Source organism: Streptococcus sp. V919 (assembly GCF_054353475.1).
On sequence record NZ_JBTHHY010000001.1, the window covers coordinates 888,924 to 907,904 of the forward strand.

General features: G+C 37.5%; 19 protein-coding genes. All 19 read right to left on the reverse strand.

Translation table 11 applies throughout. The features are described from left to right. Window positions 1-58: 58 nt before the first annotated feature. Window positions 59-1,174: a peptide-methionine (R)-S-oxide reductase MsrB gene (gene msrB, locus ACXYSK_RS04640; protein WP_458625211.1), complete on the reverse strand. Its 1,116-nt coding sequence runs from the start codon at window positions 1,172-1,174 to the stop codon at window positions 59-61. Window positions 1,175-1,183: 9 nt separating this feature from the next. Then, window positions 1,184-1,744, reverse strand: coding sequence for a TlpA family protein disulfide reductase (locus ACXYSK_RS04645; RefSeq protein WP_458625212.1), 561 nt, complete (start codon window positions 1,742-1,744; stop codon window positions 1,184-1,186). Window positions 1,745-1,907: 163 nt separating this feature from the next. Continuing rightward, window positions 1,908-2,471 (reverse strand): TIGR01440 family protein, encoded by a 564-nt coding sequence (locus ACXYSK_RS04650; RefSeq protein WP_458625213.1) that lies wholly within the window; start codon window positions 2,469-2,471, stop codon window positions 1,908-1,910. Between the two features lie 146 nt (window positions 2,472-2,617). Beyond that, window positions 2,618-3,355 (reverse strand): adaptor protein MecA, encoded by a 738-nt coding sequence (gene mecA, locus ACXYSK_RS04655; protein WP_458625214.1) that lies wholly within the window; start codon window positions 3,353-3,355, stop codon window positions 2,618-2,620. Window positions 3,356-3,502: 147 nt separating this feature from the next. Then, the gene (locus tag ACXYSK_RS04660) at window positions 3,503-4,309 is read right to left on the reverse strand and encodes a LicD family protein (protein ID WP_458625215.1); all 807 of its coding nucleotides are present in this window, start codon (window positions 4,307-4,309) and stop codon (window positions 3,503-3,505) included. Continuing rightward, window positions 4,310-5,113 carry a LicD family protein gene (locus ACXYSK_RS04665; RefSeq protein WP_458625216.1) on the reverse strand — a complete coding sequence of 268 codons (804 nt, stop codon included), beginning with the start codon at window positions 5,111-5,113 and terminating at the stop codon, window positions 4,310-4,312. 9 nt (window positions 5,114-5,122) lie between these two features. Continuing rightward, window positions 5,123-6,610: an oligosaccharide flippase family protein gene (locus tag ACXYSK_RS04670; RefSeq protein ID WP_458625217.1), complete on the reverse strand. Its 1,488-nt coding sequence runs from the start codon at window positions 6,608-6,610 to the stop codon at window positions 5,123-5,125. Between the two features lie 153 nt (window positions 6,611-6,763). Next, window positions 6,764-7,801 (reverse strand): teichoic acid biosynthesis protein TarQ, encoded by a 1,038-nt coding sequence (tarQ, locus tag ACXYSK_RS04675; protein WP_458625218.1) that lies wholly within the window; start codon window positions 7,799-7,801, stop codon window positions 6,764-6,766. Then, window positions 7,794-9,260 (reverse strand): O-antigen polysaccharide polymerase Wzy family protein, encoded by a 1,467-nt coding sequence (locus ACXYSK_RS04680; protein WP_458625219.1) that lies wholly within the window; start codon window positions 9,258-9,260, stop codon window positions 7,794-7,796. The genes tarQ and ACXYSK_RS04680 overlap by 8 nt, the downstream gene beginning before the upstream one ends. 15 nt (window positions 9,261-9,275) lie before the next feature. Then, entirely contained in the window at window positions 9,276-10,262 is a 987-nt protein-coding gene (locus ACXYSK_RS04685; protein ID WP_458625220.1) for a glycosyltransferase family 2 protein, read from the reverse strand. Window position 10,263: 1 nt separating this feature from the next. Further along, on the reverse strand, window positions 10,264-11,367 hold the full coding sequence (locus ACXYSK_RS04690) for a glycosyltransferase (protein ID WP_458625221.1): 1,104 nt from the start codon (window positions 11,365-11,367) through the stop codon (window positions 10,264-10,266). Further along, window positions 11,357-12,193: a LicD family protein gene (locus ACXYSK_RS04695; RefSeq protein ID WP_458625222.1), complete on the reverse strand. Its 837-nt coding sequence runs from the start codon at window positions 12,191-12,193 to the stop codon at window positions 11,357-11,359. The genes ACXYSK_RS04690 and ACXYSK_RS04695 overlap by 11 nt, the downstream gene beginning before the upstream one ends. Before the next feature lie 143 nt (window positions 12,194-12,336). Then, complete coding sequence (locus ACXYSK_RS04700; RefSeq protein ID WP_458625223.1) at window positions 12,337-13,665, reverse strand: LCP family protein; 1,329 nt, start codon at window positions 13,663-13,665, stop codon at window positions 12,337-12,339. After that, on the reverse strand, window positions 13,662-14,510 hold the full coding sequence (gene pheA / locus ACXYSK_RS04705; RefSeq protein WP_458625224.1) for a prephenate dehydratase: 849 nt from the start codon (window positions 14,508-14,510) through the stop codon (window positions 13,662-13,664). Before pheA ends, ACXYSK_RS04700 begins: the two co-directional genes overlap by 4 nt. After that, window positions 14,507-14,983, reverse strand: a complete 477-nt coding sequence (locus ACXYSK_RS04710; protein ID WP_235083910.1) for a shikimate kinase — start codon at window positions 14,981-14,983, stop codon at window positions 14,507-14,509. Before ACXYSK_RS04710 ends, pheA begins: the two co-directional genes overlap by 4 nt. Next, window positions 14,976-16,259, reverse strand: coding sequence for a 3-phosphoshikimate 1-carboxyvinyltransferase (aroA, locus tag ACXYSK_RS04715; RefSeq protein WP_458625225.1), 1,284 nt, complete (start codon window positions 16,257-16,259; stop codon window positions 14,976-14,978). The genes ACXYSK_RS04710 and aroA overlap by 8 nt, the downstream gene beginning before the upstream one ends. Window positions 16,260-16,348: 89 nt before the next feature. Beyond that, complete coding sequence (locus tag ACXYSK_RS04720) at window positions 16,349-16,687, reverse strand: YlbF/YmcA family competence regulator (protein ID WP_458625226.1); 339 nt, start codon at window positions 16,685-16,687, stop codon at window positions 16,349-16,351. A gap of 11 nt (window positions 16,688-16,698) precedes the next feature. Then, a complete protein-coding gene (locus ACXYSK_RS04725) occupies window positions 16,699-17,802 on the reverse strand; it encodes a prephenate dehydrogenase (protein WP_458625227.1) in 1,104 nt (367 codons plus the stop codon). A gap of 9 nt (window positions 17,803-17,811) precedes the next feature. Continuing rightward, the gene (aroC, locus tag ACXYSK_RS04730) at window positions 17,812-18,978 is read right to left on the reverse strand and encodes a chorismate synthase (protein WP_235083906.1); all 1,167 of its coding nucleotides are present in this window, start codon (window positions 18,976-18,978) and stop codon (window positions 17,812-17,814) included. Window positions 18,979-18,981: the final 3 nt, after the last annotated feature.

Below are 18,981 nucleotides of genomic sequence, written 5' to 3' on the forward strand. Positions count from 1 at the left end.
ATAAAAGCCAGACCCCAAACAGGAGATCTGGCTTTTTAACTTATATGGTTGAGAAAACTTACTCAACATAATCCAACAAATATCCATAACCCTTTCCTTCCATCTGATCTTTAGGAATAAAGCGAATGGATAGACTATTGATACAATAGCGTAAACCTCCCTTGTCCTTAGGCCCATCTGTAAAGACATGTCCTAGATGAGAATTGCCAGTTCGACTTCTGACTTCTGTTCTGACCATATTATAAGACTTGTCTTCCTTGTAGGTCGCAACATCTGGACTGATAGGCTGGGTAAAACTTGGCCAACCACAACCCGATTCAAATTTATCTTTCGAAGAAAAGAGGGGTTCGCCAGTCGCAACATCCACATAAATACCTGCTTCAAATTTATCCCAGTAACGATTAGAAAAGGCACGTTCTGTTTGACCGTTTTGAGTCACAGCATACTCCTCTGGAGAAAGGAGTTTTTTCAATTCATCGTCACTTGGTTTTGGATATTTACTCGCATCAATAACAGGATAGGCTGCTTGATTGACATTGATATGGCAATAGCCGTTAGGATTTTTCTGGAGATAGTCTTGGTGGTAGTCTTCAGCCACGATAAAATTGCTTAAGGCTTCCTTTTCAACCGCTAGAGGCTGGTCGTACTTCTGAGCAACTTGATCAAAGACTTGATTGATAACTTCTAGGTCTTGCTCGTCCTTATAGTAGACACCAGTCCGATACTGGGTTCCCACATCATTACCCTGCTTATTCTTGCTGATTGGATTAATAATCCGGAAATAATGAAGCAAGATTTCTTTTAAAGAGATTTGATTGGCATCATAGGTCACATGAACAGTCTCAGCATGCCCGGTTTGGCCAATCAATTCATACTGGGTTGTTTCTCCTCTACCATTAGCATAGCCCGAAACAGCATCTGTCACACCTGCCACTCGTGAAAAATACTCTTCGACACCCCAGAAACAACCTCCCGCTAGATAAATATCATGTAGGTCAGCATCTTTTCTTGGCTCAGTATTTTTCTTAGCATGTTTCCCCTGACTAACTGCTGCCTTCTCAATTTGAGAGGTATCAGTGTAGCTAGCGCTTCTTTTTTCCCAAAGAAATAAAACTCCTAAAATAAGGAAGATAATGATTCCAATCGACAGGATTATTTTTAATTTATCATTCATGATGAGCCTCTAATCTATGCTTTTTAGCGTCTGTAAAATAGTTTCCTTGTCCATAAAACCTGGCTGGGTCTTGACTAGTTTGCCTTCTTTATCGATAAAAGCCTGAGTCGGATAAGAACGAACTCCGTAACTCGCTAAAAGTTGTCCCGAAGGGTCTAGCAATACTGGTAAAGCTTTATAGTCCAATCCTTGATACCATTTTTTGAAGGACTCTTCAGCTTGCTCACCTTTTTGACCAGGAGAAACCACTGTCAAGACAACATAGTCATCGCCTGCTTCTTTTGCAAGTTCATCGGTATCAGGGAGGCTAGCTAGACAAATAGAGCACCAAGATGCCCAAAATTTGAGATAGACCTTTTTACCTTTATAATCCGATAGGCGATAAGTTTTACCATCAACTCCTGTGAGTTCAAAGTCTGGAACTTCTTCTCCTTTTTTTGCAGTTTGAGAGCTGACTTGCGCTTGTTTGTCTCCATTTTGTTTATCAGCCTCGCTCGTCGTCTGATTTTTACAAGCTGACAGACAGAGTAGACTAGCGCAGACCAATATAGTTGCTTGCCATTTTTTCATTTTCATCACCTTTCTCGCTCATCATATGAATATAGATATTGTATTATAGCTCTATTATATACCTATCACCCTAAAAATACTTGAAATCTGTTTGGAAAATAAGGCATCTTTTGGGACACAAAAAACTCCCACCTGCTTAGCAGGTGAGAGATTTCGTTTTTTACTATATTTTTCTGATAAAGTCTTGTGGATATTGAGCACGCGCCCCACCGATTAATTTCGGACGACTAGCAAGGGCAGTTACATGTGCATGGCCGATTGATTTCAAGACTGGACGTATAGGCACTTGAACATGCTTGATATGCATCCCTATAGCTGTGTCACCAATATCGATCCCTGCATCTGCCTTAATAAATTCAACCTCAACTGGGTCTTTCATATAACGAAAGGCTGCCAATTGACCAGAACCTCCTGCATGCAGAGTCGGTAAAACACTTACAATCTCCAGATTGTATTTGATTGCGACCTCTCGTTCCACTACCAAGGCACGGTTAACATGTTCGCATCCCTGAACTGCTAGATGGATCCCTCTTGCTGACAAGATTTCTAAGATTTTTTGAACAATTAATTCTCCAATTTCTTGGCTGGAGGCTTTCCCGATGCGACCTCCTATCACCTCGCTAGAAGATAAGCCCAAAACAAAGAGAGCTCCCTCATGGAGACAAGCCTTTGCCAATACATCTTCTAGGATTTCCTCAACCTCTTTTTGTAAATGTCCTTGGTCCATACTTTACCTCGCTTACTTCCTTCTATGATATCGTTTTTTTATCATTTAATCAAGCTGGGAATATGGTCCTACTTCAAATAGACTGTTCTATATTATTCAAATCGAAAAAGACAGAGAAATTCTCTCTGCCTCATTTATAAACATAGTTATACTTTTTGAAGTCCTTGAACAGCATCATGATTGATGATAACTTGTCCATATTCTTGAAGTACTGAGCGACTAATATCACTATCATCCGCAAATTCGCGCATCCGTGCCAATAACCATGCTGGATAAAGACTTGGATGATTCTCTACATCTACCAAGACTGTTAGATAGTATTGGTCATTCATTTTGTAGAGTTCTGAAGCTTCCATTTGGTAATCAACTGTTTTAGCAAAAGAAACCAAACTAGTTAAGTCGTCAAATCGTAAGATGTAGTAGATATAAGGTTCTCTTTTCCCTTCATCCACCTCAGCAATTTCATCAATCGCTGCTTCCTCTTCTTTTTCAACCTGCTCTAAAGATTGAATGGCTTCAATATCCTCTTTAGTTTTCTCTGCCATGGTTTTCTCCAAAGTCTTCAAAAACTCATCTGGAGACATTTTCGCCAACTCATCCATATCTGGAAGATCTGCCAAATCTTCAAAATCCAAGTTCTGGTCAATCTTAGATTTCGTTACAAAGACATCAACCTTGTCAGGCTTCGGTGTCACTCGGAAGCTAAGCATTCCTGTATCTAAAAAACTGTCTGGGCATTCTAGCTCATCCAAGATTGCATAGAAAAACTCTTCTGTTTTTTCTTGTGGAACGAGAAAGTCAGCGATTTCCATTCCACGATCCATCAAATCTTCTAGAGACATCGTGATTTTTAAAGTTGTATCACTGATTTGTTTCATTTTCATAGTTCGTAACCTCATACTTTCAGTTCTATTTATTATACAAGATTTAAATGATTTTATCAAAAGAATGGCGTTGGAATTAAGTCTAAAGATGCTCACTTGATGAATCAAGCGAGCATCTTTAGAACATCTATCTAGCCTATAAAATATTTATTTTCGATAGGCTTTTATACTATGGCTATACCACTCCTGCATTTCTTTTGATGGAGGAGTCATATAATCCCCATACATTTGTGTTAGAAAAGCATCATAGTTCTTTGGAATAGGTACCATCCGACCTTCAAACTCTGTTAAAATCAGTTCTTTTAAAGTCCCTGCTGGAAATACTTCTTTCATTTTTTCTTTCCCAACTCCAATGGCTCCTTCATATGCAGGATTTTCTGCCACACTATTTTTAACTAATTGATCTATTTTCTTATAGAAATATCTCGGATTAACAAGTCTAAGAGGATACCAGATACACAAACGAAGGAAATCTTTTAATTTGCTATCCCCGTGTACTGCACGTTCTTTTTTGATATAGGCAAGCTGACGCAAGGCAACATATTTATAGCTCTTATCAACGATGCTCAAATCTGAAAAATGATCGATTGGAAAGACATCAATAAACAAACTCGTATCATGACGCTTATATTTTACGTTATCTTCAATAACTGTTGATGTATCAAGAATAGCTGCAAAATTATGGAAATACCATGAAGAAGTATCGTAAGAAAGAACTCGATAAATAGGATGATTATCTTCCTCAATCGCTTTTAATAGACGCTCATAGTCTTTTCTATACAGTGAAATATCGATATCATCATCCCAAGGAATCATTCCCTTATGACGAACAGCTCCCAACATGGTTCCATAGCTGAGGAAATAAGGAATGTCATTTTTTTTACAAATTTCATCAACATAGTCCAGAATACCTAGTTGAATTTCTTTAATTTCATTTTTTTCTAAGTACTGCATTTAATCCTCCAATTTATAGGCTTCAAATTCGTGACTATAAAACTGTTTTTCTTTTGGTGGGAGAGTCATATAATCACCATAATACTGCTTCAAAATAGTATCGTATTGTTTCGGTGCTGAAAGCATCAGATGTTCAAAAGGAACTTCAATTAAATCTTCAAAAACTTCTTTAGCAAAGACTTCTTTTTCCTTAAACTTGGAAGGAATAAAAGCGATATATTTCCCATCTTTTACCCTATACTTTTGAATTTGCTTTTCAATTTGACTTGCAAAATAACGGGGAGAAATAGGACGAAAAATAAACCAGAAGAAGGTACGAATCAAGTCTTTTAACTTGCTATCTCCATAAACAATATTCTTATGTTTACTGAAAGACAATAATTTAAAGCTTTCCAACTTATAGCACACATCGATAACTTTAGGATCATTGAAAGAATCCATTGGAAAAATATCAATGAAAATTCCAGATTCATAAGTTTTCGTATTTCGAGTATCTTCTATTTTTGTTGTCGTATCTACAACCTTAATAAAATTATTATAGTATCTTTCATCAGTTTCTAATGCTAAAATCTTATACTTAGACTGCTCTTGATTAAATAACTGGATAAAGCGTTCGTAGTTATCTCGTGTCATAGAGAGGTCTATATCATCATCCCAAGGAATAAAACCTTTGTGACGGATAGCCCCAATCAAGGTACCATAATTAATAAAATAGTCAATATTATGCTTCTTACAAAAAGAGTCAATATAGGCTAAAATATCAAGCTCAATCTGCTTAGCTTCTTCAATGCTTAATTTTCTCATCTAATCCTCCTAAGATTTTTTTATACGTCTTTTAAGCGAAACAAAATGTCCTAAAAATTCATAAAAGATACTATCTTTTGTCCAAACAAGTAAACCAATATAGCTAATTGCCGATAAAAAGATAATAATCAGCATATTGATTAAGAAGGATAGGTTGATAACCATTTTAACTGGATAAACAAGATTAACTAAAAAGTAGATAGGAACAAATGTCGATGCGAAAAGAGAATAACGTAGAGTATATTTGAAAATATGTCCTAAACTAATGAGATTAGTCTTATGAATAAAGATAACATAAAGAATTAGTAAAAAACTTTCTGATATCATAGTCGTAATCAGATAATACTCTGGTGTAATAATGTTATTAAAATAGAGAAGACTATCCATAACTAAATTCAATCCACCAGCAAATATCGTATAAACCGTAATTCTTTTTTCAAATCCATTTGTAAAAAGAATTTGAGATCCTAAAATCGTATCTAGGGCAAGAATAATGGTACGAAATGCAAAGAGGGATGTTAAGATTCCACCACCAATATATTTTTCACTACCATATAAAAGGATTGCATAGGGTCCTAAAATCATCAAGCCAAAACTAAGAGGGATGATGAAGAAGTTAAAAATCCGACTTCCTCGATTCACCAAATTTACATATTCTTCTTTTTTCCCGATTCCTAGATAATAGCTCAAGCGAGGGACACTGACTCCAATCGCACCTGTAACTACACCAGCGATGACAGTCACAATGCGTTGTGCGATTGTATAGTAGCTGACATTTACATCAACTCCAGTTTTTACCAGAAATAGACGATCTAGGAAAGTAAATAACATATTGGCATTTGCAAAGATTAACATGGCCGTTAAAGGAAGAAAGAGAGGCTTAAATTCCCCCAAGGAAACCTTTACAAATTTGATATCTTTTTTAATCCAAAAATAACTAATAAGATAATTAATGAGAGTTGATAGACTCATAATTAGTGTATACACAACAATATCATGCTCATTTCTTACAAACACAAAGATGGATACAAGCATGAGAACACGTATGAAAGCTGTTTTATAAAATAAAAAACTATAATTTTCAAGCGCCTCATTGACCCATTCGATTGAAAATATTTGAGCAATCAGCTGAACTCCCATTACCAAAAAGATTTTTTTGATAACAGGATTGCTATTAAAGAATAAGGGATAGGAGAACAGATAGACAATACTTGTTAAAATCGTACAAACTACACATAAATAAAAAAGGCTTGAAAAGACTTTATTTAGTTCTCTTTTATTGTCTTTTACATTACTAATAGCACGAAGTCCGTAACTATAGACTCCATAGGTCGCAAAAGGCAAGAAAAAAGATAGAATAGTATCGACAGAGTTAAAATAACCATAATCTGTACGATCTAAAACACGCGCGACATAAGTACCCGTCAAAATTGGAAAAATGATATTTAAAACACGAATACCCATATAAGCCAGGGCATTTAACTTAATACTTTTCATTCAATTTACCTCGTCGATTTATTATATCATAAACTTAGTTAAAAAGCCTACTTAGCTTAAAATCCTATTTCTTACTCGATGATTATCGGTGAAAAAAAGAGGAACCTTCAGTCCTCTTTTTCTGTATTCTTAATTTTTCCTTGATGATTGATATTAGAGCGCAAAAGCAATAACACCTAAAACAGAACGATTGAGATTTCTCACTTCTTGCAAACTTTCTTCAAATTTCTTATAGCGAGTGACACCATATCCTTCTACAAATAGTACATTCTCAAATGCTAAAAGTTCTTTGACATTCTGCAAATTAACAAACTGAACTCCTTCAAGATTCAACTTGTATTCTGACTTCAATTTATTCAAGATATGATTATCTGAACTTACAATTGCTAATGGTTGGCCTTGGCACATATAACTTAGGAGTTCAGAAAGATTTTCAACAGTGGTAATAGTTGAAACGAAATCTACTTGATAAGCAGAAAAATCACCTGCACGATTGATAGTTGGATTAAAGAGATATACTAGGATATTTGCTAAAATAACTAAGACTACACAGAGGATACCAATAATCACTAAGCGTAAAATAAGGTTTTTCAAGTTAAATCCAAGCGCAACTTCTCCATTCGGAGTCAATTCTGTAGAGTTAACTGTTTCAAGTTTTTCAATTTTAACATCTGTAAAAGTGGACTTAAACTTATCAATCAACGAGTCAAATTTGCTTTCAAGGAAATCATTTACTTCCTTACTTGGAGTTAAAATTTTAACAGTTACACCTGCATCATCAATTAATGGATTGATCGTTAATTTTTTTGTCCAATAGTCGCTTGCAGAATTTTTTAATGCTGTTTCTGTTGTATCTAAATCATTTGCGATTTCTTTCATTTTATCAGAATCAACATCATTGAAAAGAAAAGCACCGTTTAGATTACCATCAATTAGTTTTGCATAGAAGTCACTATAGCCACCAACTTGATGATTCAAAATTGTTTTTGATGATTCAGATGGAGCAGTTATCTTATAAGTAATATAAGTTGAATAGCTAGTAGAATCTTTGACTGTATTTTTATTTTTAACAGCTTTTAAAGTAAATGGTACAGCTATGAGAGCAAATAAGACTAGTAAAGCTAATAAATTCACTTTACGTTTTTTATAAAGATTTGCAAACAAATCAGCTACAGAATAATGTTCAAACATGTATTTCCCCTTTTTTAATTAAGTGATGATTTTCTTTGGTAAGCATTTTTGCTACGAAAATGATAAGAAGTACAATTCCCCAGAACTGCATTGTAAAAAGATTAAAGAAACTTTCTGAGAAGCTACTTCTAGGCATAAAGAATAAATTATTCAAGATTAACAAAGATAAAGCAAATAGGATTGGTCTTGAGCGATAAGCTACTTGTAGCATAGCTATAAAGAGCATACCAAGTAACAAACTTAGTAGAAATAGTCCCAACATACCATAATCAGTATACAATTCCATGATGTAACTACTTCCAATCCCATGCCCTTTTAAGTATTCTTTATTTAAAACGAGATAGGACAGATTATGGGCGTAACTATTACTGTCAATCGCTAGTTCGATACTATTTGTCGTATGTTCAAATGGTTTAGCACCGAAGATGATTCCAATACTACCTCTTGCAAAATAGTCGACAATCGGACCAAAAGTGAAATTACGGAAGTCTCTATACGGAAGACTACTATTGTACAAGAATCCTCTGGCTAAAACTCCAAAACTAGTTCCTTGTTTATAAATGAAATCGAGTAATAGATCAAAAACTCCACTATGGGACACTTGAGCATTATCACGAACATAGTTTAGTGCTCCCATCGCAAGCATGAGAACCGGTGTCCCAAGATAAATGGCTATTTTTTCTTTGAAACCAATCCATTTACCTTTCTCCGTTTGTTCACGCATAAAGTAGTATACAAAGGCAAAAATCAAACTTAGAATGAAGGGATTTCTGGTACCAATCACTAAGTGGATTAAGTTAGCTGTGATAAAAGCTACTAATACCATTGTCGCATGTGACTTTTTAGGTTTTGTCGCTAGGTACACACACATAGCATAAACTGTGAAAGTCGACAAGATATAAGTAAAGTAGGGCAGTTGACTTTCAAAATTTGCATAATAATTGTAATAAGAAGTTTGCAAACGGAATAGCAAGCGCTCAAATAGTCTAAGGAAATAAAAAGGATAGGTAAGCAAAAATACACTCAATGAAACAAATCGCAAATTTTTTACATAATTGACATTTGATTTTTTTTCCACTCTTACATCAGTTTTGCTGTTTCGAGTAAGATAATAACTTGCTATAAAGCCACCTACTGTCAGTCCTAAAATGGATACGATAACAACTAAGAAAGCAAATCGATAAGCAATCGGTTGATAGGTATCTAGTGCTCCATTCCTGAAATAATCAATAGTAGGTCTAGAAACCAAAAATATAAAAATTGTAATAAAGAATATAAAGTGAATCAAATAATATTTGATATTATTCCAGCAAAGTAACAGACTACTAATTAAAAGTAAAAGTAAAGTTGTCAGTAGTCCAACGTTATTACTGGTGAACAAATAAGCAAAACCGCTTATTATGGTTATGATATAACTAAAAATTGTAACAGTTAGCAACATTCGTTTGCCATCAATCATCTCTACCCTCCTTTTCTAATTAATTTTTTTCGATTGCTCAATATTTTTGAACAATAATATTCTATACAATCTTACATTTACAAATAATGCTAAAGCACTAATACGTCTTCCTTTTCTAAAAATGGTATTTTTGAAAATAGCAAAGGCATGTTTTTTCAAATAACGATAAATTCTTGGATAGTCTTTAAACTCTTTGAAATTATCATCTAAGAGCATCTTATCTAAAATAAAGAAATGCGCATATGCAAGTCTAAAGAAAGCTACTTCTGTTAAGCTTGGATAGTCTTTAACCACTTCATTATAAAATTTTTGATAAATATCAATGTAGGCTAAATCTTTTTTCGCATATGGTTTGGTAGTAATACTGTCTCCTCGGTGGAAATAGTAATAGTATGGTTTGGTATTTACAACATACTTTTTAGCTACTTTAATGAGATCAAAATGATAATAGGCATCTTCATAAATCAAGCCCTTTGGAAAACTTAACTGTGTTGCAATCTCTTTCTTGATAAGTTTGTTACAAATAGTACCAGGTATTTTCTCACCAATTAAATATTCTCTAAGGAATGTTTCAGTATCACATACAAAATAATCATCCTGGTTTTCAGTTTGGGGACTCTCACTATTGGCATAGACATTCATGACCCCACAGCTGGAAACGTCAGCATCTTCTTTGATTAATTGTTGATATAAACTAGCAATCATTTCAAGATGAATGTAATCATCCGAATCTATAAAAATAACATAGTCCCCGCGCGCTTGCTTCAATCCATCATTTCGAGCTTGAGATAAGCCTTCATTTTCTTTGTGATAGACCAAAACTCTTTCATCTTGCTCAGCAATTTGTTCACACAAGCGACCACTTTCATCTGTCGCCCCATCATCAACAAGAATAATTTCGAGATTTTTATAGGTTTGTTGCTGAATGGATGCTATTGATTTTTCAAGGTATTGCGCCACATTATAGACTGGAACAATGACACTAATTAATGCAGTTTCCATGCTACTCCTCTATTAGTTTTTCTACTTGTTCAATTTGTTTAGCAATTGTAAACTGTTGAATAAATTGGCTAGCTTCATTAACATCAAAGCTTGATACACCTGTCATGTAGTTATCAATCGCTTGAGCTGCTTCTTGATTACTATCAATGACTTTACCAAATCGACCTTCCTGAGATAATTCTTCTGCTCCGCCAACCTCGGTAGACACAAAGGGGACCCCTAGACTCAAGGCCTCAACATAGACCCCAGGAAAACCTTCCTGTTTGGACATGGATAATAGGACTTTCATATGAGAGAGATACTGATAAGGGTTCTTTTGATAGCCTAAAAAATGAATGTAGTCTTCAAGTTGGTATTCTAGCACTCTTTTTTTCAATTCACTTTCCATCTCTCCAGCACCTATAAAGTAGAGGTGATATTTCTTACCTTGTTGGTGCAACAGTCGTATAACTTCTACTACTCGGTCAGAACCTTTATTTTCCTCAATACGTCCAATGGTACAGATACTTTGAGGAGCTATGTCTATTGCTACTTTCTCTTTTGATTTTTCTAAAATACTTTCAAAATCATAACCATTATAGACTGTAGTCAATTTCTGTGAGTATTCTGGATAAACTTCTCTGATAGAATTGCTGGTTTTCTTTGAAATCCCCACAATCGTATCAGCAGCATCCAATTGTCGTCTATGAGATTCACGCTTTGATCTATCTGTTAAGAATTCTTCAATACTTCCATGAATCCAAGAAATCTTCTTCACTTCTTTTCGTTTAGAAAATAAAAGAGGAGGATTCATGATTGTAAAGGAAACCTCTACATCATATTGATCTTTTAGAAGTAAACGTCTTGTAAGTCTCGGAAAATAAATTCTCAATCTCCATAAAAGCGCTCTTAACCATCTTGGTTGGCGATAATCTTGAAAAGCTTTTAAAATTTTTACATTTTCAGGAACAGATTCGTATCCTTTATCAAAATGTTCCATTTCAAGAATGTCAATGCCATACTTTTCCGGATCTAAGTTTGAAACAATCGTTGAAAGGATTTTTTCTGCACCTCCACCTAGAGAGAAGGACCACATAAAAAATAGAATTTTCTTCTTATCCACCATATTCTCCCTTATATTCTGTATAGCTTTTATCCATATCTGCTATAATGGCATCGTGGTGAGGCACTTGTTTTTCTGCTGGTGGTGGTGTCATATAGTCACCAAAAGCTGTGCTGAGATAGGCATCGTAACCAACTGGAATAGGCATCTCTGTTCCTTCGAAAGGTAAGAAAATACTATCTTCAAAGGCCTGAATTGGATATTTCTTCTTCATGTATCCTGGACCTGAACATAATTCTGTAATGCCATCACTTTCGGCTGGTCCATACTTGGTCATTTCTTTTTCAGCCTTTTTCCAGATACGATAGCGAAGGGCTTTAGGAGTTACTCCTAGTAAAATGGTACTACCCCACTTCATAAGAGCTCCATGCTTTTCTGGAATGGTTTGTGCACAGAAGAGGGAATAAATCAAAGCCCAACGGACCTGTTTCTTGCGCTCTGTTGGATTTTTAGGGTAGTAGTCCAAGGGAAGAACATCCAAGGCCAAGCCGTGCGGAAGGTCCAAGTCCTGTTGATAGGGCTTGATGCATGTTGTTTCCTTGTCTCGAATAGTGATAAAGAGATTGCGATCGACAAAGTTTTTATCACTCTTTGATAGGAAATATCGCTCATCCGCGTATTGAGGCCATAACTCAGCTAATTTTTCATAATCCTTGCGCGGCATAAAGAAATCTAAGTCATCATCCCAGGGGATAAACCCTTTATGTCGTAAAGCTCCAATCGCTCCTCCACCACACAAATAACAGAGCAAGCCATGTTCTTTACAAAAGGCCACAAAATATTCAGCCATCTCTAAACTACGAGCTTGAATTGCCTTTAAATCACTCATCCCATTCTCTTCCTCTTCTATAGAATTACATTATTTCATTATACCATAAAAATGGTCAAAAAATCCATCTGATTATGTGAAAAATCAAAGCCTGAAGCACCTATTTTATTAGATGTTTCAAGCTTTGATTGATTTGTTAGCTATTATCTAAATCCCATTTGAGCTAGCTTGTTCTGATAAGCTTTCTGATCTACTCGAAGGGCTTGGCCTCCATAGACATCGTAGTCGTCTACCCAGTCTCCAAGCTCTGGTATTGTTAGTTTTTCAACACCATTTTGACCTCCTTCAAGGACAGACAAACCATTAGTCAATAAGAAAGTATATGGAATGTTGGTAGACGTCATAGCGAATACTTTACCAAGTGCTTCTGATCCTGTGAAAAGTTTTGTAGGATCCTTTATCTGCTGTAAAATAGCAGTTATGACTTGTTGCTGTCTACGAGTTCGTCCATAATCTCCTTCATCATCATCACGGAAGCGTGCATAGTTGAGAAGTGTTGAACCGTTCATTTGTTGCGTCCCAACTTTAATAGTCTGTGTAGGTGATTCGGTTTCTGTCGCATGCAAATCATCCCCAACTGTAGCTTCTGTAACTGGAACACCGTTTAGGGTTGAAAATTGAGCATCAATGGTCACGCCGTCAGGGAATAGCGTGTCAATAGCAGTCGCAAAGGCTTGGAAATCGACAAGGGCATAGTATTTGATATCCAAGTCAAAATTATCTTTTAGGACCTTACGGACCATTTCAGCTCCTTGTTTTCCTTCTTGCTCACCTAATTCGTAGGCCAGGTTCAACTTATGGTCTGCTTGTTTTTGACCGTTAATAACTTGGCTATAGCCATCGATATAAACTAGGTTATCTCGCATAAAACTAACCAGCTTAAGCTTCTTATCTTTACCACTAACATTCAGAACCATGATAGAATCCGTCCGTGTTTCTGAACTATTCTGTCCGATACGGCCATCTGTTCCCAAAATAAGAATATTGACACCATCTCGGGTATCCTGCCCATTGAAAACTTCAACCTGTGCGGCTTTGGCATCTTTCGGTCCATTTGAGCTATTTGGATTCGCTGATTGGAATCCCTTTAAGAACATGAAAATCATTCCAACCGCCGCACAAATCAAAAGCATTCCTAACCATGCGAGAATACGTTTGATTCGAAAAACTCTTTTTTTCTTAGGTTTCTTTTGCTTTGGAAGCTTAGTTTTTGGTTGGGGTTGGCCAGTACGACGACTTGCACGACTACGATTTGTATAACTAGGTAGGCCTATGTTAGATTCAGTAAATTCTTGATAGGCTACATCATCTGCCTCTTCTGTTACAACTGGACGTACGTTCTGTTGACCATCTAATTTAGCTTGCAAAAAAGCAAACTCTCTTCTTTCCTTTTCATTGAGATAATGAATATTTTTCAAGAGATAGTCATAACGTAATTTTTCATGGTGTGTCAGAGGATTTTCTCTAGTCATTCCTTCTCCTTCCCTTTATCCTGTATGGTATAGATAGGGTATGCTCCAAGTATTTTATACTGGATACCAATCGTTTCTAATTCTTTTTGAGCAAAATAGACCAATTCTTTATCAGCATAGTCCACATCAATGATAAAAAAGTATTCACCCAAGGCTGTTTTAAGGGGACGACTCTCAATCTTAGTCAGGTCAATCCCGCGCCAAGCAAAGGTAGAAAGTGCCTTATATAAGGCTCCTGGTAGATTATCCGGCAAGGTCAAGGCCAGGCTCATCTTTTCAGAACTTGCTTTCAAAGGGATTTGTGGTAAGTTAGGCCCCAAAACCCAAAAGCGAGTGAAATTGGCTTCCATCTCTTGAATATCTTGAGCAACCAGTTTTAATCCATATTCCTCAGCAGAGCTTTTTGGAGCAATGGCTGCAAATGGTTGATCAGGATGCTCAGAAACATATCGCGCAGCATAGGCTGTACTGGCCGTTACTTCTAATTGAGCATATGGATAATGCTCATCGATAAATTTCTTCCCTTGGGCCAAGGCCTGTGGGTGAGAAAAGATTTTCTCAATTTTAGATTGCCCTGGCACTGCCATCAACTGTTGATGGATTGGCTGCACAATCTCAGCCACTGCTTGAATCCGAGCCTGGTGGAAGAGATAGTCCAAGGTCTCATGAACACTACCTTCAATGGAATTTTCAACCGGCACTACTGAATAGTCTGCTAATCCCTGTTCATAGGCCTTGATAACATCCGTAATATTTGAAAAAGGCTCTAGTTCCTCATGAGGAAAAGCCGTCTGCACCACATGGTGCGAAAAAGATCCTTTAGGGCCTAGATAGGCAATTTTCATCTCAGTTCCTCTATAATTTCCTCTGGGCTTAAGCTTGATACATCTACAATCTTATTTGCTACTTCTTCATACCAAGCCTGTCTTTCATCAAAAATCGCAGCTAAATCTTCCTTGCTATTGTTTAAAAATAGCGGACGTTGATTGTCCTTATCAGCTGAAATTCGCTGGTAAAGGGTCTCAAAATCTGCTTTTAGATAAATGTTGTCGGAATTTTCCTTCAGCAAGTCACGATTTCGAGGAGAAATGACTATTCCTCCACCTGTGGAGATAACTTGATCTGTCTTTAGCAAATCAGCCAAAACTTCTTCTTCTACTTGACGGAAGGCTGCTTCTCCTTTTTCTTCAAAGAAACGAGCAATCGACATCCCCAGTCGTTCTTCCAGCATGGCATCCATGTCTACGAAGTCAGGATCTAATCCTCTAGCGATGGTAGATTTTCCTGCACCCATAAAACCTAGTAAAACCTTAGCCATGGATCAAGGTCTCCAAATCATCAAAGAAGCTTGGGTAGCTAGTATTAATAGCTTCTGCACGATCCAATTCGACCTCTCCATTTGCAACTAAAAGAGCTGCAATGGCTGTCATCATGCCGATACGGTGGTCACCAAATGTATTGACTCTGGCTCCATGAAGAGCAGATTTTCCTTTGATAATCATTCCGTCTGCTGTAGGAGTAATAGCTGCCCCCATGTTATTTAAAGCATCAGCAACAACTTGAATACGGTCAGTTTCTTTAACCTTAAGTTCCTCTGCATCTTTGATAACTGTTTGCCCTTGAGCTTGGGTAGCAAGGAGCGTGATAATTGGTAATTCATCAATTAAACGCGGAATCAAAGCTCCACCAATCTCGGTTCCTTTGAGGTCTGAAGTTTCGACAGTCAAGGTTGCAGACTTAGCAATTGGATCAATATCAGTAATGTCCAATTTACCACCCATAGCACGGATAACATCGATAATACCTGTTCGTGTTTCATTAATACCAACATTCTTGAGCACCACTCGAGAATTTGGAACAATCAAACCAGCTACTAACCAGAAAGCTGCACTCGAAATATCTCCTGGAACGACAACCTTTTGTCCACTTAGTTTCTGTGGTCCCTGGACAGTGATTTTCTTACCATCGACACTCAAGTCTCCTCCAAATTGACGTAACATATCTTCTGTATGATTACGAGTGCACTCCTTTTCAATGATGACTGACTGACCCCGAGCCTGCAATGCTGCAAAAATCAAAGCTGACTTAACTTGAGCAGAGGCAATCGGCAATTCATAATGAATAGGTCTTAATTTTGTTGTCCCTTTTAAGTATAAGGGTGGCAAGTCTCGTTCTGTTTGGCCATAAATAGTAACACCCATTTCTTTCAAAGGGAGAGTCACACGGTCCATCGGACGTTTGGAAAGACTGTCATCCCCAAACATCTCCACTTCAAAATCTGCACCAGCAAGGGCACCTGAAATCAAACGAATAGAGGTCCCAGAATTCCCCATATCTAGAGCATTTTGAGGAACTTTCAAACCATCCATACCGACACCTTGAATGGTAACGACAACGTCCTTGTCCTCAATCTCAACGCCGAGGTCGCGAAAAACTTGCATAGTTGACAAAACATCCTCACCACGTAAGATATCATAAACCTTGGTCTCGCCCTCAGCTAAGCTCCCAAAAATGATAGAGCGATGACTGATGGACTTATCCCCTGGTACGCGAATACTACCATTCAAATGCCTAACGTTTGTTTTTAACTTCATACTAGACCTCATACTGACAATACTTTTTCTTATTTTATCATAAAAAGTCAGAAATTTCTTAAAAATTCCTGACTTTATGAGGTAAATTCTTATTTTAGAAGTTCTGAAATTGGTTCAAAGACAATTTTTTCAATATCAGAAAGGTAGATAGAAAGTTGTTGCTGTTTGGCAAAGAAGGCTGATAAAAGAGCGTTGCCCTGAATCAACTTGCCAAAGCTTTCCATTTTTTCTTGGAAAGAAGCGTCTGGCATTTGACCAGTTTGGGCCATGACTTGGATTTCATGCTGAAAAGCAATATAATCTGCAAAGATTTTGCTTGCTTCTGCATCTACTTGGATAGCATCTCTAGCTTCTTTAACTGCTTTGTATTCAGGCAATTCGCGTAGTCCGCGACTAAGTGCATTTGCACTATCATAAATATTTGACATAATTGTCCTCCTTATTTGATAACGACTGTGTAGTCAGTATTTTCTGTAATGACTTGCTCAGCACGTTTTAAATCCTGAGCATTTTTGAAGGAAATTTGCAGAATCCCGTGAACATCTTCACGGTTTTCCTCATTTATATGGATATTGACCAAGGAAGTTCCTCTTAGCAATTCCAAGATGCGTAAAATCACATCTTCCTCATCGGGAACATCGACATAGAGGTCATAAGAACTGTCAACACCGCCACGTTTATGGATTTCCATAGCTTGGCGTTGTTCCCGCGCTTGATTGAAAAAGTTCCAGATTTGGTTTTCATCACCCTTGCTGATTGCTTGCTCAATCTCGTCCAAACGCCCCTTGAAATCCTCGATGCGTTCAATAATGGTCTCCCGATTGGATAAGAGGATAGAAGTCCACATGCCTGGCTCACTTTCGACGATTCGAGTCATATCACGGAAACCACCTGCCGCAAAACGTCGGGACATCTCATGCTCTTCAGCATAACTAGCAGTTTGTTCCATCAAACCTGATGCTAAGATATGCGGAAAATGACTGATCTGAGAAGTCACTCTGTCATGCTCTTCAGCATCGATTTCAATGAAACAAGCGTGCAGACCTGACAGCAAGTCCTTCATTTCTTCAAGCGTGTTTGGAGTCGTTAGGCTCGAAGGTGTGAAGATATAGTAGGCATTTTCAAAAAGATTAACATCGGCAGAAGCCGCTCCTGTCTTATGACTCCCTGCCATAGGATGAGCCCCTACAAAGCGAACAGGCTTATCTGCAAAACAGTTCTCAGCTGTAGCCACGATAGCTGACTTGGTCGATCCAGCATCAGAAATAATGACACCTTCTTTCAAATCCAAAGTTGCCAATTCTTGTAAAAAAGTAATGGTTTGCTTAATTGGCAGGGTAAGAATGATGACGTCTGCAAGTGGAGCAAAACTGGCAAAATCATCCGTCGCACGATCAATCATTCCTCGCTCCAAGGCAATATCTCTAGATGCCTGACTGCGATTGTATCCTAAAATTTTATAATCAGGATGATCCCGCTTGATTCCCAGTGCCATCGAAGCACCAATCAAACCCAGTCCTGCGATATAGATGGTTTTTGCCATAAGAACTCCTTAATAATTCTTTGTATACTCCCGATGTTTTGTAACAGCTTCTTTTAATTCTTCCAGATTATCTGAAGAGAATTTCTCAAGGATTTCTTGAGCCAAGACCGTTGCTACTACTGCCTCCATAACGACGCCTGCTGCTGGAAGAGCAGTCGGATCACTTCTCTCTACTGTTGCTTTATAAGGCTCATGGGTTTCAATATCAACGCTCATCAATGGTTTATAGAGAGTTGGAATTGGTTTCATAACCCCACGAACAATAATCGGTTGGCCATTGGTCATACCACCTTCGAAACCACCAAGATTATTAGTACGACGAGTATAGCCATCTTCTGGTGACCAGAGGATTTCATCCATGACCTGGCTCCCCTTGAGATAACCTGCTTTAAAGCCTAGTCCAAACTCCACTCCCTTAAAGGCATTGATTGAAACAACTGCTTGAGCTAATCTTGCATCTAGTTTGCGGTCCCATTGAACATAAGAACCCAGACCAACCGGAACACCACCGACAACCGTTTCAACAACACCACCGATGGTATCTCCATCGCGTTTGATTTGGTCAATATAGTCCTTGATCTCCTGCTCACGTTCTTGGTTAACGATAGAAACTTCTGACTGGGCAGCTAGTTTTTTGATCTCTGCAACTGTTAAGTTTTCTGGAACATCAATTTCCTTACCACCAAAGACAACAACATGGTTAGCAATTTCAATATCAAGTTCAGCCAATAGTCGTTTAGCCACAGCCCCGACTGCTACTCGCATAGTCGTTTCACGGGCAGATGAACGTTCTAGGGAATTTCTCAAATCATCAAAGCGGTATTTGATACCTCCTACCAAGTCAGCGTGACCAGGGCGAGGATGAGTGATTTTTCGTTTGCTTTTAAGTTTGTCTTCAATATCCTCTGCAGACATGATATCCAACCATTTTTGGTGGTCTTTGTTAATGACATCCATGGTAATGGGAGCCCCTGTCGTCTTTCCATGACGAACACCTGAAGTGAAGACAACCTGATCACTCTCAATCTTCATGCGTCCACCACGACCGTAACCACCTTGGCGACGTTTGAGATCCTCATTGATATCCTCGGCAGTCAAAGGAAGACCTGCTGGAATTCCTTCAATAATCGCTGTCAAACGAGGGCCGTGTGATTCTCCTGCTGTTAAATATCTCATACA

Bases quoted from the DNA above. Each gene is read 5' to 3' on its own strand.
- ACXYSK_RS04695 (WP_458625222.1), bottom strand. From the start codon at position 12,193: ATGAGTGATTTAAAGGCAATTCAAGCTCGTAGTTTAGAGATGGCTGAA.
- ACXYSK_RS04690 (WP_458625221.1), bottom strand. From the start codon at position 11,367: ATGGTGGATAAGAAGAAAATTCTATTTTTTATGTGGTCCTTCTCTCTA.
- ACXYSK_RS04650 (WP_458625213.1), bottom strand. From the start codon at position 2,471: ATGGACCAAGGACATTTACAAAAAGAGGTTGAGGAAATCCTAGAAGAT.
- mecA (WP_458625214.1), bottom strand. From the start codon at position 3,355: ATGAAAATGAAACAAATCAGTGATACAACTTTAAAAATCACGATGTCT.
- ACXYSK_RS04670 (WP_458625217.1), bottom strand. From the start codon at position 6,610: ATGAAAAGTATTAAGTTAAATGCCCTGGCTTATATGGGTATTCGTGTT.
- ACXYSK_RS04720 (WP_458625226.1), bottom strand. From the start codon at position 16,687: ATGTCAAATATTTATGATAGTGCAAATGCACTTAGTCGCGGACTACGC.
- tarQ (WP_458625218.1), bottom strand. From the start codon at position 7,801: ATGTTTGAACATTATTCTGTAGCTGATTTGTTTGCAAATCTTTATAAA.
- ACXYSK_RS04665 (WP_458625216.1), bottom strand. From the start codon at position 5,113: ATGAGAAAATTAAGCATTGAAGAAGCTAAGCAGATTGAGCTTGATATT.
- ACXYSK_RS04710 (WP_235083910.1), bottom strand. From the start codon at position 14,983: ATGGCTAAGGTTTTACTAGGTTTTATGGGTGCAGGAAAATCTACCATC.
- aroA (WP_458625225.1), bottom strand. From the start codon at position 16,259: ATGAAGTTAAAAACAAACGTTAGGCATTTGAATGGTAGTATTCGCGTA.
- ACXYSK_RS04685 (WP_458625220.1), bottom strand. From the start codon at position 10,262: ATGGAAACTGCATTAATTAGTGTCATTGTTCCAGTCTATAATGTGGCG.
- ACXYSK_RS04660 (WP_458625215.1), bottom strand. From the start codon at position 4,309: ATGCAGTACTTAGAAAAAAATGAAATTAAAGAAATTCAACTAGGTATT.
- aroC (WP_235083906.1), bottom strand. From the start codon at position 18,978: ATGAGATATTTAACAGCAGGAGAATCACACGGCCCTCGTTTGACAGCG.
- pheA (WP_458625224.1), bottom strand. From the start codon at position 14,510: ATGAAAATTGCCTATCTAGGCCCTAAAGGATCTTTTTCGCACCATGTG.
- ACXYSK_RS04700 (WP_458625223.1), bottom strand. From the start codon at position 13,665: ATGACTAGAGAAAATCCTCTGACACACCATGAAAAATTACGTTATGAC.
- ACXYSK_RS04645 (WP_458625212.1), bottom strand. From the start codon at position 1,744: ATGAAAAAATGGCAAGCAACTATATTGGTCTGCGCTAGTCTACTCTGT.
- ACXYSK_RS04725 (WP_458625227.1), bottom strand. From the start codon at position 17,802: ATGGCAAAAACCATCTATATCGCAGGACTGGGTTTGATTGGTGCTTCG.
- msrB (WP_458625211.1), bottom strand. From the start codon at position 1,174: ATGAATGATAAATTAAAAATAATCCTGTCGATTGGAATCATTATCTTC.
- ACXYSK_RS04680 (WP_458625219.1), bottom strand. From the start codon at position 9,260: ATGATTGATGGCAAACGAATGTTGCTAACTGTTACAATTTTTAGTTAT.